Here is a 12,503-nt window from a genome sequence, read left to right as displayed (position 1 = left end):
CTATCGACTAATGATTTTCAACGGCTAAAAGCCCTTGATTTTGCTGTCCACCGTCTCGCGCATCACCTTGCTGAACAGCTCCACGAACTGGCCCGGCTTGGTGGGGTGACCCACTTTGGTGGCGTTGTCGTCGAGCGACTTGCGCAGCGAATTGGTGACGATGCCCTTGTCGAAAAAGCCGGTTTCGACGCGCTGGCCGTACACTAGGTCGTTATAGTCGGCCGAGCCGAGCTGGAACGGCGCGAAGGACCGGTCGTTGGCCGCCAGTTCCTTCAGCCAGGGCGTGAAGCCGTAGGCCGGGTTGTCGAGCAGCTCGCGCAGAGCCCGGTAAAAGTCGTCGTGCTTCCACTCGGCGGGCAGTTGCAGGGTTTTGGCAAACACCGCGTCCATGGTGCCGGGCAGGCCGTGGGTGAGGAAAGTGGCGAAGAGCTGAAACCGCGTCAGGGCCCGGCCCAGCAGCTGCAGGCTCTTGTCGGGGTCGAGCGAGCCGAAGCGCACCGGCCGGTCGTCCTTCTCCAGGCCATACTCGAAAAATAGCTCCTGCCCTTGCAGCTCGGCCTTGCTGTGGGCCATGAAATCGAACACCGCCAGGGCCCCCACCAGCTCGATGAAGTGGGCGCCGTTGGTCTGGTTGGCGCCGCCCTCCTGGTTGTCGTAGCTCTTGGTAACCGGGTCGGCCAGGTAGTACAACGAGTTGAGGCCCCGCAGGTTGGTCTCGTAGTAGCTGAGGGCCGCCTTGGTTTTGGTGATAAAAAACCGCGAGTCGATGGCACTCTCCGCGCTGGGGTTCACCTTGAAGTAGGGCAGCACCGTGAGGCCGCCCATGGGGGCCTCGCGCAGGGCTTTTTCGTTGGGCAGGCGCTGGCCGCTGCTCAGGTCGGGGTAACGCAGGTTCTTGAGCAGCAGCGGAAAACCCGCCGCGCCCGTGCCCCCGAAGATGGAGCTGATGAAGAACACCCGGTCGCCGTCCTGCTCGTTGAAGTTGTTGGCAAAGGCCTGGATTTCGGCCGAGCCCATCAGCCCGTTCAGCACCACCGAGCCCACGTTGGGGCTGCCCTTGAAGCCCACGGTGAGCGGGCTGGCCAGGTTTTCGGGCGTGAAGAGCAGGTCCACCAAGTGACGGCTTTCCACCGGCATCCGGTCGTAGTGCAGGTAGTCGCGGAAGCTCTCGTTGATGTTGCCGAAATCGTACACGAAGGCATCCTTCACGTCGCCGCTGCCAGTTTGGGCAATGGCCGAGAGCGTTTTGATGTCGGTGTGGAAGAAGTCGCCCACCGCCGGGGCCGGCTGCAAGCTTTTGCGAAGCCGGGCGTAGGTTTTGAGCAGTTCCACGGTGCGGTTCATGTCGCCGTTGCGGGCGTCGGGGTCGATGATGATGGGCACCACCGTGTCGCAGTTCTTGATTTCGACGCCCGCCGCCAGCAGCATCGTCAGCGAGCGAATCACGCGCGAGCCCGTGCCGCCGATGCCGAATAAAAATAGTTTAGCCATTGAGGTAGAATGGAATAAAAAGCAATTAGCACGTCGTGCGCCGGTAGCGTCCGCGCCGCCGAGCACAACGTTTAAGTTGTTTCAGTGGGGCCCTAATTGGGCCAGCGCACCGGCGTGGTGCGGGCGCTGGTGGAGAAGGATTTCACCACAAACGACCAAAACACAAAAAATAGGGCCCCGAACAGCGCATTCACGCATAAAAAACCGAGCACATAGCGGTTGTAAGCCGATTGCTCGATACCCTCCAGGGCCACGCCGCTGCTGTTGAGGCTCTCCGTAACGACGGAGTGCGCCTGCGAATACGCCAGCCCGGCCGACGCCACGGCGGTGAGCAGCACGAACAGCAGCCAATGCGAGGTTTTGAATAAGGCCGTGGTCATCAACCGGTTCAGCACCACGTAGTACACCAGGGCCATGCCCAGCGCCACGGCGAAAAACGTGCTGAGGCCCACGCCGGGAAAAATGCTTTTTTGGTACACGGGGATGAGCGACGACGGCGCCGGCGTGCCCAATAAAGCTTGGTAGAGCGAAGTGAAAAGCTGTTGAAACATGCGGTGGTTTGGGTTGGCGGTTATAAGAAATTTAGGGCCCCGGCGCGCAGTGCCTAGGCTATTCCGCGCGCTGCACGCGGACGGGCAAATCGAGGGCTTGCTGGGCGCTGGGCTGGTCGGCAAAGTAGTCGGCCACGCCCTGCAGTACATCGGCCAGGAGGAAGGTTTTGGGGCCCTGCTTAGCGATGTTGCTGTCGTTGGCGGTGGAAGTTTGGGCCACCCAGGCGGGCTGCGGGCGGGGCAGCGTGAGGTGTAGCAGGGCCCCCACGCCGGGCACCTGGGCCAGCTTTATCTTGGCTAGGTGCGTGTATTGCTGCAAGTTGGCGTGGGTGGTGGCGCTGGGCTCCTGGGCCACGGGCCAGGTGCGCAGCAGCGTGGCGTCGGTGGCGGCGGCGTCGAGGCGCAGGTCCTGGGCGGCAGCTTTCTGCCACTCGGCGGGCACGCCTTTCAGGTCGAGGCCGAACACCACTTCGGCGGGCTCTTTGCGCGACACGCTTTTGGTAAAGCTCAGGGCGGGCACGCCGGCCACGGGCTCGGCCTTGTACCACTCGCCCTGGTTTTGGAAGTGGTCGAGGGCCGCGTAGGGCGGGGCAAACTTGGTGTTGAAGTGGGCCTGGGGCTGGGCGGCCAGCCGCTTCAGCAGCGTGCCATCGACCTGGCCCACCAGCGCCGGGGCCCCCACCACCCAGATGTAATACGGCAGCTTGTCGCCGCGCAACGCCTGCGGCTTGGTGCGGTTACCGGGGTAGAAGTTACCCCGGTAGGCCGACGTGCCGGCGAACACCGACACGGCCAATTTCGCCGCGTCGGCGGTGCCGAGGGCGTCCTTCACGTCGGTTTTCACACGCCAGGTTTCGCCGGCGTTTTTGGGGCTGTAGATGAAGTCAGACACGATGATGCTCACCGTGCCGGGCCGTTTGGCGTGCAGCTTCAGGGCTTCGGCTATCATCAGGGGCAGCTCGGTGCCTAGGGCGGGCTTCTGGATGCCGGTGCTCACGGCACTCGTCAGGGCCCCGTAGCTGGTGGGGACCAAGATGCGCGGGTCGGCGCCGGTGGCTTCCTTCACGAAGTAGTAGGCCGCCGGGGCCCCGTGCTGGCCGTTCACGTCGGAGAGCAGCGCGGCCACCGTTTGCTGGAAGTTGCTGCCCGGCTCACCGGGCGCGTTGGCGTGCATGAAGCCCTGCATGCCGCCCGAGGCATCCACCAACACGTTGAGCTGACTAATTTTATCGGCCGCCGCGGGGGCCCCAGCGGCCGGTTTGCCCCCGTTAATTTTGACGGGCTCACCGCCCGAGCCGCAGGCCGCGGCCAGCCCGCTGAGGGGCAGCAGCAGGGCGTATTTTCTAAGAATCGAAGCTGAAATCATGCGCCGGGAAACGGACTGAGGGAAGAGGCGAAGGCACCGCGGGGGTTTTCGGCAACAAGGTAGGGCCGGCGCGCGGCCCGGCCGCTCCCTGCACATAGCAGGCCAAACCGGTGCGGCCAACGCCAAAACAGCCAACGATTTCGGGCCCCAGGTTGTTGTATTCGCGCGGGGCCATTGGCGGCCCCGGCCGCGGGGGTTACCTTTGCGGCTGCTTGTTTCAGGTACTTAGCTCGTTTATGCCCAACGTAATTTCCACCGATATCTGCATTGTCGGGGCCGGCCCAGTGGGCCTGTTTGCCGTGTTTGAAGCCGGCTTGCTCAAGCTCCGCTGCCACGTCGTCGATGCCCTGCCGCAGCCCGGCGGCCAGCTCACCGAAATTTACCCCAAGAAGCCGATTTACGACATCCCCGGCTTCCCCGAGGTGCTCGCCGGCGACTTGGTCGATAACCTGATGAAGCAGATCGAGCCCTTCCACCCCACCTTCACGCTGGGCGAACGGGTGGAGGAATTTGCCAAGCTCGACGACGGCTCGTTTCGCCTGCTCACCACCGACGGCACCGAGGTGCAGTGCAAGGCCGTGGCCATTGCCGGGGGCCTGGGTTCGTTCGAGCCCCGCAAGCCGGCCGTCGAAAACCTCGAGCGCTTCGAGGGCGGCAAGGGCGTGCACTACATGGTGCGCGACCCTGAGCACTTCCGCGACAAAAAAATCGTGATTGCCGGTGGCGGCGACTCGGCCCTCGACTGGACCAACTTCCTGGCCAACGTGGCTTCGGAGGTGACGCTGGTGCACCGCGGCACGACGTTCCGCGGCGCCGCCGACTCGGCCGAGAAGGTGAAAAACTTGCACGAAGCCGGCAAAATCAAGCTCGTGCTCAGCTCCAACGTGACGCACCTGCACGGCAACGGCCACTTGCAGGAGGTCACCATCACTGGCAACGACGGCGTGGCCGAAACCGTGCCACTCGATGCCTTTGTGCCGCTGTTTGGCCTCACGCCCAAGCTGGGGCCCATCGGCGAGTGGGGCTTGGGCCTGGAAAACGACGCGGTGCAGGTGGACACGGTGGACTACAGCACATCCACGCCCGGCGTGTTTGCCATCGGCGACATCAACACCTACCCCGGCAAGCTCAAGCTCATCCTCTGCGGCTTCCACGAGGCCGCGCTGATGTGCCAGGGCGCCTTTAAGTACATCTACCCCGACAAGAAATACACCCTCAAGTACACGACGGTGAACGGGGTGCCTACTTTGTAAATAAGGAAAGAGGCCGTCGTGCTGCACGCAGCGTGACGGCCTCTTTTTGCCTTGCCAACTTTACCAATTTGATGGAAAACGACATACGTATTTACGTGGAGGAGGCCCCCGGCCAGCGCCGCGAACTGGAGGCCCCTACCGACATGGGCCTGAGCCTAATGGAGTTGCTGAAAGCCAACGATTACCCCATCCAGGCCACGTGCGGCGGCATGGCCCTCTGCGCTACCTGCCACGTGGAGGTGCTGGCCGGCCCCGCCCTGCCCAAGCCCCAGGACGCCGAGCTGGACATGCTCGAAACCCTGCCCCACGTGTACGAAGGCTCGCGCCTCAGCTGCCAGATTCGCCTCGAGCCCCGCACCGACGGCCTCGTGGTGCGCATCGCCGGCTAAGCGGTTGAATGTAGCGCGGACTTTGTAGTCCGCGGCTCTCGGCTTCGTCTTGCCGATTAATCGTTTAGCGACCGTGCAGCGCCGCGGACTACAAAGTCCGCGCTATATTCAACGACACACAAAAAAATCCCCGCCAGTTACTTGGCGGGGATTTTTTTATGCCTGTGGCCGGGGCCCTAGCGGCGGTGCTTCTTGCTGCTGGCGTGGCTGGTTGAGGCCTTCTTTTTGGTAGCCGATGACTTCTTGGCGGAGGTCGTCTTTTTGGTGGCGGCCTTGTGCTTGGTTTTGGTTTTAGTGGCGGTGCGGGCCTCCTTAGCGCGGGTGGCTTTCGACTTGGTTTTGGTCTTCGTTTTGGCGGCTTTGCTGCGGCTGGCTTTGGTGCTGCGCGTGGCCTTGCTGTGCTTGCTGCTGCTACGGCGGGAAGCGCGGCGCTCGGAGGCGCGCTCTTCGGCCCGGGCCTCGGCGCGGCGGGCCGATAGCCAAGCGGAGTGGCGGGCGGCGTACGAGCGGGTGGCGTGGGCTTCGCGGGCAGCGGTGGCCGCCTCTTCGGGCCGGGCCTCGTCGGCGCTGGCGGTGGCGTGGGCAGTGGCGTCGTTTTCGGGCGAAGCAGTAGCGTCGTCAATGGCGGCGGAGTGAACGGCCTCGGCCTTCTTGCGGCGCACCGGCATCAGGAAATCGCGCTCGGCGCGCTCGCGCACGCTCAGGTTTTCTTCGCCGGGAAGTTTGGTTACGGGCGTCTGGGCGTGGGCCGTGCCCAGGGTCAGAAAAAGGGCCGCCAGGGCTAACAACTGCTTCATAGTATAATCATTATCCAATTGGTCGAAGGGCAAAGCTAAGGCTGTTCTTGGCAAGATGCAAGCTCCACCAGGCCCCGAGCTGGCCCGGTGGCAGGCCTGTTTGCCCCCACCCGGGGCCCCCACCGGCCCCTCGCCTACCGCGCAATGCTGAGCCGCTGCCCCGCCGAATTTGCCCCAAATTCGGGCGCGTAAAGGCACTGCACTTGGCTCAGGCCGCCCGAAAAATTGCCGGCCTGGCTGGCCCGCAGCCGGTACTCAAACACGTGCGTACCGCGCGGCACTTCGCTTAAAAAAAAGTTGGTGGCCGCGTCGCGCGGGCTCTCGTAGTAGCCCAGGCCGTTCTGGTAGCGGTAGCCGCTGGTTTGGCCAATGGGCTCGAGGCCGGCGGCGCGCTGGTCCTTGAGGTGCACGTACTCCAGGGCCCTGTCGGTGCGCAGCACGAGGCGCACCACCAGGGCGTCGCCCACTTTGAGGGGCGCGGCGGCGGTCAGCTTTTCGAGCACGGGGCCCCCGGCGGTGCGGGTTTCGCGGTAGAGCTGGCGCTCCAGGCTGAGGGGCGTGGCGGCGGGCGTCACCTTGTCAAGGTCCTCGAAATACTGCCAATACAGCGCGCCCCAGGCCACGCCCGCGTCGGCTTTGGCCACGGTGACTTTGCCCTGTGCGGGCTGGATTTCGGCCGCCGGCCAGCTGGTCTTGAAGTAGCCGGTGCCGGCCTGGGCCGCCTCGGGCCGCACGGCTTGGGCCCCCACGCTGATTTGCAGCGGCTGCGGGGTGGCCAGCCCGGTGGTGCCGCGCAGCAGCAGGGCGTAGCAGGCGTCGGCGGTGGCGCGGGTGCTGGGCCAGTTGTGGGTTTGCTTCTGCTTGAGCAGCCAGAGTTTCATTTCGTCAACCGATTTCTGGTCGTTTTTCACCTCGTCGAAGGCTTCGATGAGCGTGGTCTGGGTTTCGGTGGGGGCCTCGCGCCAGTAGTAGCCGCCGGTCACGTCCTTCCAGTACATACCCAGCTCGGGCGAGTGCAGGGCGTTTTCGGCCAGCGCGCGCAGGATTTGCTGGGCCGCCGGGGCCCCCTTGCTTTCGCGGAACAGGGCCAGGGCCGCCTGGGCTTGCAGGTAGCGCGTTTGGCCGGCCCAGTATTGGGCGGCTTGCCCGCGGTAGTAGGCGTAGGCGGGCTGGGCGGCCTTGGCCACGGGCTGGCCGGGCCAGAAGCTGCGGGCGTACAGGGCCTGGATTTGCAAGTCGCCGAGGTGATTGGCGGCCAGCTTCACGGCCTTTTGGCGGCGCAGGTCGGCGTAGTCGCGGGCGGTGGCGGCGTCGAGGTAGGCCAGGGCGGCTTGCAGGAGGGGGCGGGCAGCGGCGTCCTGGCTGGCGTCCAGGGCCCCCAGTTTCTTCAGCTTGCCAAACCCGGCCACGATGAGCTGGGTGAGGTAGCGGTCGTCAGGCATTTTCTCGAACCACGGGAACGCCCCGTCGGGCCGCTGCATGGTTTGGAGCTTGGCCAGGGCCCGGGCCGTTTCGGTGCGCAGCCGCACGGTATCGAACAGCGTGGTGAGGCGGGCCAGGCGCTCGGTCTCGCCCTGGGCGTCGCGCACCCAGGGGGTTTCTTGCAGCAGCAGGTTTTTTAGCTCCTGGTTTTGATCGAGCTTGCTGGCCAGCTGGTTGCGCTGGGCAGATGTGCCGCTTTGGGCCTGGCGCGTCCATTCGGCCAACACGGTGCGGAAGCGCGGGTTGGACTTGAGAATTTGGGCAGCCAACAGGTTGGCGTACAGCCGGTCGAATACCTGCTCCGAGCACTCGTAGGGGTACTCCATCAGGTAGGGCAGGCTCTGCACGGCGTACCAGGCGGGGTTGGCCGTCATCTCCAGCGTGAGGGAGTAGTTGCGGCGCGTGGGGCTGCTGGTGCTGGTCAGCTTCGTGAGCTCGAACGTGCGGGTGCCGGGGCCCACAATGGGCAGCGGCAGGCTCTCGGTGACGAGGATGCGGTTGGGCAACACGGGCAAGGTGTTTTCCTCGCCGTCGGAGTAGGTGGTGGCTACTGGCTGGCTGTCGGCAACTCGGCGCTTTTTGCCCCCGGTTTTCTTCGCATCTTTTTCACCACCAACCGGCGCCGAAGTGCTAGCCACTACCCGATACGTCACGGCTACCGGCGCAAAATCAGCGGGCAGGCTAATCTCCCAGCCCAGGGCGGCGCTCTGGTGGGCCCCAGTGGCCACGGGCTGCTGGGCGGGGCCCCGCAGGAGTTGGGCGGTGAGGTCCTGGCCGGTGGCGGCGTCGAGCAGGAATAGCTGGGCCGTGCCGCTGGTGGCGTGGTCGGTCAGGTTCGAGAACTTGGCGGGGAAGGTGAACGTGTCGCCCTGGCGCAGGAAACGCGGGGCGTTGGGCGTAATCTGGATTTCCTTTTGGGTGACGAGCTGCCGGGCCAGTTGGCCGGTGCGCAGGTTGCGGTCATGGGCCAGGGCCAACAGCTGCCAGCGCGTCACGGCTTCCGGCATCTGGAATTCGAGCACCACGTCGCCGTTTTTGTCGGTGCGCAGGGCCGGCTCCCACAGGGCCGTTTCGCGGAAATCGGTGCGGGTGGGCACGGTGGTGAGGTCGGGCTGTTTGACTGGAGACGCTGCTTTATCAGTCAATGTATCCATGTCAGGAATATCTTCCCGCTTCATTGCTTCCTCGGCTGAGACTGGTGCGGGCGGCGGCGGGCGCATTTCCTCGTCTTTTTTTATAACAGGAGGAGTAAATTTTATGGTAGTCATCTTAGAGCGCGCAGCTGAAGCCATGCCCCGAATCATAATACCACGCCCATTTCCGCGCGCACCATGGCCGATAAGCGCCTCCCACATATTCAAGGCTGGATAATCTACCGCCGTTTCACCAGCGCCAATTGCGTCGGCAACAGCCACCCCGTTTATTTCTCCAAATTCCCCATCCCATCCCAACTGCGCGTCATACCCACCGTTGCCAAAATCTAACCCCGAAAAGCTGTGCTGCCGGAATACGTCCAGGCTTTGGTCGTAGAGCGTCGCCAACAGTTCGGCATCGGCTGCTTTGCCGCCGGCTTGGTGGATGCCGATGCGCCAGGCTTCCTTTTGCCCGGGCTGGATCTTGTCGCGGAAGGTGCTGATAGTGAGCTGCAACGGCTGCGGCTTTTCGGTTACCTGCACGGTGGCATCGTGGCGGTAGAGGTGGTTGGCGCGCACTTGCGTGGTGTGGATGTACAGGGCCCCCGGGGCGCTGGCCGGGCCGCTTTCCACGGCCACGCGGCGCTGCTCGCCGGCCCGCAGCGTCAGCCACTCTTGGCGCAGGAGCTGGCCGCCGCGCTCCACTTCGAGCAGGATGCGGGCGTCGGGCTCGCTGCTGCCCAGCAGGATGGCGGCGGGCTGGCCGGGGGCCACGGTGTCGGCCAGCGCCACAAACCAGTCGGGCGTGGCGAAGGGCACGGTGGGGGCCCCGGCGTCGTAGAGCGTAAAATCATGCTGCGCCCGCGCCGAGTCGCGGCCCGCGGCGCGGGCTTCGAGGCGGTAGCGGCCGGTGGGCAGGGCCCCCAGCGCGGCGCGCAGGTCGAGGGCGGCACTGGCTTTGGTGTCGAAGGCCAGGGTTTTGACCAGCTCCGGCTTGGCCTCGTTCTCGGCGGTTTCGGGTGCGGGGCCGGGCACGCCGGCGGGATTGGGGCGGTAGCGGATGGCCAGCAGGCGCAGCGTGCCGGCGGCCGGCAGCGGCTCGCCGGTGGCGTTGGTGCCCAGCAGCCGGAAGGTGGGCAGGTGCTGCTTGTCGGCCGTTTCGGGGCCCTGAATACTTAGGCTGAGCGGATTGCGGCCGATGGGGAAGCCGCGGGTGGCGCTGCGGGTTTCGCCGGCCGCGTCGGTTACGTCGGCCGTCACTTCAAACAAGTAGCCCGGCTCCCAGCCGCGCCGGCCCACCCGGGGGGCCCCCAGCGGCGGCGTGAACGTGACGCTAAACCGGCCGTCGGCGTCGGTGGTGGCGGTGCCGTGGGCAATTTCCTGGGTGCCGCCGCGGTTGGGCGGGTACACGCCGCGCCCGAAGCCCCCGTATTCAAACAGCGCGAACAGCTCGCGGCGCGTGACGCGGTATTGCACCGTGGCCCCGTCGGTGGCTTGCCCGGCGTAGGCGCGGGCGCGGCCCTGCACCGCCAGCGGCTGGCCCAGTTGCGGCCGGCCGGGCACCGAGTCGAGCTGCACGTAGAACGTGGGCCGCTTGTAGTCTTCCACGGCAAAAGCCAATTCACCGTCGTCCGCGCTCAGCCTGAACTCGCCGTTCAGCAAGCCCGCCGGCAGCACAAACGAGCCGCTGAAACTGCCGAAGTCGTTGGTCACAAAGCTCAGCTTCTGCACGGTGTCGCCGTTCACGTCCTCCAAGCTCACGTCCTGCTTTTCCTTGGTCAGCAGGTGCGATTTCCCGCCCTGGTTTTCCACCAGAATGCCCTTGAAGTACACCGTTTGCCCCGGCCGGTAAATGGCGCGGTCGGTGAAGAGGAAACACTTGGTTTCGGGCTTGTTTTCTTGGTTACTACCGTTGTAATACCCGCCCAAATTATTCACTACCAACGTGTCGCGGCCGCGCCAGATGCGGGCGCCAGCTAATTGCTCGTCCGGCCGCTGCGGGGTGTTGGTGGTGGCTGGCGGTAGTTCTACCTGGCCCGAGGCGGCCGTTTGCTGCACGGCGCTCAGGCGCGTTACTTGCTTGCGGCCGAGCGGGTCGTAGTGCCGGTACGTGGCCTGCGCCGATACCCCGGCCAGCGGCTGCCCGCTCTGCCGCTGCAGCACCAGCAGTTGCGGGGCCCCGGTGCCGGACCGGTGGCGGCTCACGGCGCTCAGCTCGCTGGCGCCCAGCGCGGCGTAGCTCGTGGCCGCGCCGGCCTGGGGCTGGGCGGGGTCGGTGCCCTGGGTGCTGACGATGACCAGGTAGTAGCCCGCCGGCAGCGCCGGGCCGGCCGCCGCCAGCTTTTGGGCCCTGTAGTCGAGCGGATGCGCGGGCACCGGCACGGCCCACGTGGCGGCGGGCGCCGCCTTCAGGGCCCGGGCAAACCGCCGGGGTATGGACTGCTCCCGGGTCTGGTAATCGCTGAAATTCGTCCACTCTTTCAGCGAAATGCGGTAGGCCCAGGCGTGCAGCGCGGTGATGTTGCGGGCCGTGGCATCGAGGCGCCAGGGCTGGCCGGGCACCACGATTTCGGCGGCGGAGAAGGTTAGCTCCGGCCGTTCAATCTCTTCGCGCAGGGCCCTGGCACGGGCCGCCCCGCGCGACTTTGGGAACCGGGCTTCGGCGGCCCGCGCCAGGGCCACGGCGGCCACCGGGGTGCTGTCGCGCGCGGCTTCAGCTTGGCGGGCTATGAACTCGGTGCTGAGGGGCAGTGCTTGGTAGGCCTCCGCGGCGCGGGCCAGGGCGGGGGCGTACTGGTCGGCCAGGTCGGTGTTTTGGGTGAGGGTGCGCAGGTAGTCGAGGCGCTGCAAGTCCACGTCGGCCAGGGCCCCGGGGTTGGCGGCGGCCAGCGGCAGGCGGGCGGCGGTGAGGCGCTGCAACAGGCGCAGCGCCAGCAGCGGGCCGTTCAGCGAGTCGGCGGCGGGGGCCCCCAACTGCAGGCCTGCAAACTCCTGGGCGCTGCCGAACAGCTTAGGGTCGGTTACCTGAAATTGCTGCTCGGGGCGGGCGATGTACAGCTCCTGGTTTTGCAGGCCGGCAATGGCGCGCTGGGCCAGCAGGTCGTAGAGCGTGGGGCGCAGGGCGCGGCCCTCGGCGTCGCCGCCCGTGGCCAAGTCGCCAAGGTCGGCCAAGGTGGTTTTTAATTGGCGCTGGGGCTCGTCCTCCACCGATTGGAAGTAGTGCCGCACAACGGCGCCGCCGAGCCGGGCGGCGTCCCAGGTGGCGAGGGTGGTGCCGCCGTCGGCCGCGCCGGGCGTGGCACCGTCGGCGGTGGGCGGGGCCCCGGCGGTGCGCTGGTAGAGCTGGTAGCGGTGCTGGTTGTAATAGTTGGCGTAGAGGCCGGCCAGCAGCGAGTGCAGCACGGGCCGGGCCGGAAACTGGGCCGTTTTCAGGTCGGCTTCGAGCAGGGCAATGGCCTTCTCGTCGGCGTCGTTTTCCTTATTTTCCAGCAGCCGGATTTTGTAAAGCAGGGCCCGTACGTAGGCCGGGGCGTTGCCTTCTTTTTTGGCCTGCTGGTAGATTTTCTCGACCAGCGGCGCGGCGGTGGCGGTCTGCTCCTTTTGCAGGAGGGCGTCGATTTTTTTCCACTGCGCGGGGTACGGCGTGGTAGGGCCCGGCGCGGCGCGGTCGGCAAAAAAGGTCATCAGCAGCAGTAGGCAAGCAAGCAGGAACGGGCGCATGGGCGGCAACGAAGGGACGGTTGGGGCCCTAAAGATGCCGGGCCACGCCAGATTCCACACGGGCCGGGCAAATTAATTGCGAGCCCCTTCCCTGCTGCTTTCATATGGCCGTGGCGGGGCTGGCTTTCGCTGCGCTGGCCGGCGTGCAGCCCGTACTTCGGCTGGCCAGCCAGTCGTTGAAAAACCGCTTGCCATTGCTTTTTAGGGCCCTGGGCGCTACGCAGGAGCATCTTCGCAGCCGCTCGCGGCCGGGTTGCTACCTAACGGGAGACGCAAAGATGCGGCTCTCCCCCCTATGCAAGCGGCTATCAATAAACCGTG

Annotated in this window: 7 protein-coding genes; 2 read left to right on the top strand and 5 right to left on the bottom strand. The window is 65.7% G+C overall.

Going from position 1 to position 12,503, the window contains the following annotated elements:
• Positions 1 to 24: 24 nt before the first annotated feature.
• From EAH73_RS05925 to EAH73_RS05915, 3 genes are all read right to left on the bottom strand, one after another.
• Positions 25 to 1,491: a hypothetical protein gene (locus tag EAH73_RS05925; protein WP_140465568.1), complete on the bottom strand. Its 1,467-nt coding sequence runs from the start codon at positions 1,489 to 1,491 to the stop codon at positions 25 to 27.
• A 92-nt stretch (positions 1,492 to 1,583) separates the two neighbouring features.
• A complete protein-coding gene (locus tag EAH73_RS05920) occupies positions 1,584 to 2,042 on the bottom strand; it encodes a hypothetical protein (RefSeq protein WP_140465567.1) in 459 nt (152 codons plus the stop codon).
• Positions 2,043 to 2,100: 58 nt separating this feature from the next.
• On the bottom strand, positions 2,101 to 3,408 hold the full coding sequence (locus EAH73_RS05915) for a hypothetical protein (RefSeq protein ID WP_140465566.1): 1,308 nt from the start codon (positions 3,406 to 3,408) through the stop codon (positions 2,101 to 2,103).
• A 236-nt stretch (positions 3,409 to 3,644) separates the two neighbouring features.
• Here EAH73_RS05915 and EAH73_RS05910 point away from each other — a divergent pair, with 236 nt between their 5' ends.
• Positions 3,645 to 4,661: an NAD(P)/FAD-dependent oxidoreductase gene (locus tag EAH73_RS05910; protein ID WP_140465565.1), complete on the top strand. Its 1,017-nt coding sequence runs from the start codon at positions 3,645 to 3,647 to the stop codon at positions 4,659 to 4,661.
• A gap of 71 nt (positions 4,662 to 4,732) precedes the next feature.
• Positions 4,733 to 5,050, top strand: a complete 318-nt coding sequence (locus EAH73_RS05905) for a 2Fe-2S iron-sulfur cluster-binding protein (RefSeq protein ID WP_140465564.1) — start codon at positions 4,733 to 4,735, stop codon at positions 5,048 to 5,050.
• Between the two features lie 176 nt (positions 5,051 to 5,226).
• Here the strand turns inward: EAH73_RS05905 and EAH73_RS05900 are convergent, their stop codons facing one another.
• Positions 5,227 to 5,847: a hypothetical protein gene (locus EAH73_RS05900; RefSeq protein WP_140465563.1), complete on the bottom strand. Its 621-nt coding sequence runs from the start codon at positions 5,845 to 5,847 to the stop codon at positions 5,227 to 5,229.
• A gap of 134 nt (positions 5,848 to 5,981) precedes the next feature.
• Positions 5,982 to 12,182: an alpha-2-macroglobulin family protein gene (locus tag EAH73_RS05895; protein WP_140465562.1), complete on the bottom strand. Its 6,201-nt coding sequence runs from the start codon at positions 12,180 to 12,182 to the stop codon at positions 5,982 to 5,984.
• Between the last annotated feature and the right edge of the window lie 321 nt (positions 12,183 to 12,503).

Origin of the sequence: Hymenobacter nivis, assembly GCF_006439025.1 — a bacterium.
Classification (GTDB): Bacteria; Bacteroidota; Bacteroidia; order Cytophagales; family Hymenobacteraceae; genus Hymenobacter; species Hymenobacter nivis_A.
This window is presented reverse-complemented; position numbering and strand designations above follow the sequence as displayed.